The organism is Streptomyces sp. NPDC127092, from assembly GCF_042722475.1.
GTDB lineage: Bacteria > Actinomycetota > Actinomycetes > Streptomycetales > Streptomycetaceae > Streptomyces.
The window spans coordinates 1-1,013 of sequence record NZ_JBHXFE010000264.1 but is presented as its reverse complement, the minus strand read 5'-3'; the positions used below and the strand labels follow the sequence as shown (position 1 = coordinate 1,013).

Sequence of the window (1,013 nt, the reverse complement as noted above, 5' to 3'; positions counted from 1 at the left end):
ACGAGAGGGGTTCCCTCGCGGCGGGATCGGTGCCACTGTGGTCTGTGACCGCTCGACGGTGGTCCTGTCTCCGCTTCGACCCGGCGCTCGCCGGGACGGCTGCGGGGCAGCCCCCGAGAAGAAGGAGGCCGCCCATGGGTATCGGTGACCTGAACAACCTCGCAAACCAGCACTCGGACAAGATCGACGAGGCCGTGGACAACGCTCAGGAGAAGCACGGCGACAAGCTCGGCGAGCACGGCGACACCGTGAACAAGGGTGTCGACGGCGCGCAGGAGAAGTTCCTGTCCGGGGACGAGGGCGAGCAGCAGGCCTGAGCCTGCCGTCGACGCCGCGGGAGCCCCCACCCGGTCCGCCGGGACGGGGGCTCCCGTCTGTCCGGGGTCGGGATGTCAGTGCCTAGACTGGACCCCATGCCTGCCGACCGCCCCCTCACCCTCCGCTCGGCGCGGACCCAGGACGTCCCGGTCATCCAGGCGCTCGTGGAGCCGCTGGCGCGGGAGCGCGTGCTGCTCCAGAAGGAGGCGGTGGCCTACTACGAGGCCATCCAGGAGTTCGTGGTCGCCGAGGAGGCGGATGGGACCCTGGCCGGCTTCGGCGCCCTCCACGTGATGTGGCAGGACATCGCCGAGGTCCGCACCCTCGCCGTCTCGGAGGCCCACCGGGGGACCGGCGTCGGGCACCTGATCATCGAGGAGCTGCTGGACCGTGCGCGGGCCGTGGGCGTCGAGCGGGTCTTCTGCCTGACCTTCGAGGTCGAGTTCTTCCGCCGGCACGGTTTCGAGGTGATGGCGGACCAGTCCGCCGTGGACCCGGAGGTCTACGCGGAACTGCTGCGCTCCACGGACGAGGGCGTCGCCGAGTTCCTGGACCTCGCCCGGGTCAAGCCGAACACGCTCGGCAACACGCGGATGATCCGCCGCCTCTGAGCCGCCGCACCGCGGGCCGCCCCAGGCCCCGGCGAGGTCAGGCCGGGAAGGTGAGGCCGCCGTCGGCGCCCCGGGCCAGCAGCC

The 1,013-nt window shown here is 71.8% G+C and carries 2 protein-coding genes; both read left to right on the top strand.

Annotation, left to right across the window (positions count from 1 at the left end; all coding sequences use genetic code 11):
• Positions 1–134 precede the first annotated feature (134 nt).
• The gene (locus ACFWJO_RS39545) at positions 135–317 is read left to right on the top strand and encodes an Rv0909 family putative TA system antitoxin (RefSeq protein WP_061867596.1); all 183 of its coding nucleotides are present in this window, start codon (positions 135–137) and stop codon (positions 315–317) included.
• Positions 318–413: 96 nt separating this feature from the next.
• The gene (locus ACFWJO_RS39540) at positions 414–929 is read left to right on the top strand and encodes an amino-acid N-acetyltransferase (RefSeq protein ID WP_002856080.1); all 516 of its coding nucleotides are present in this window, start codon (positions 414–416) and stop codon (positions 927–929) included.
• Positions 930–1,013: the final 84 nt, after the last annotated feature.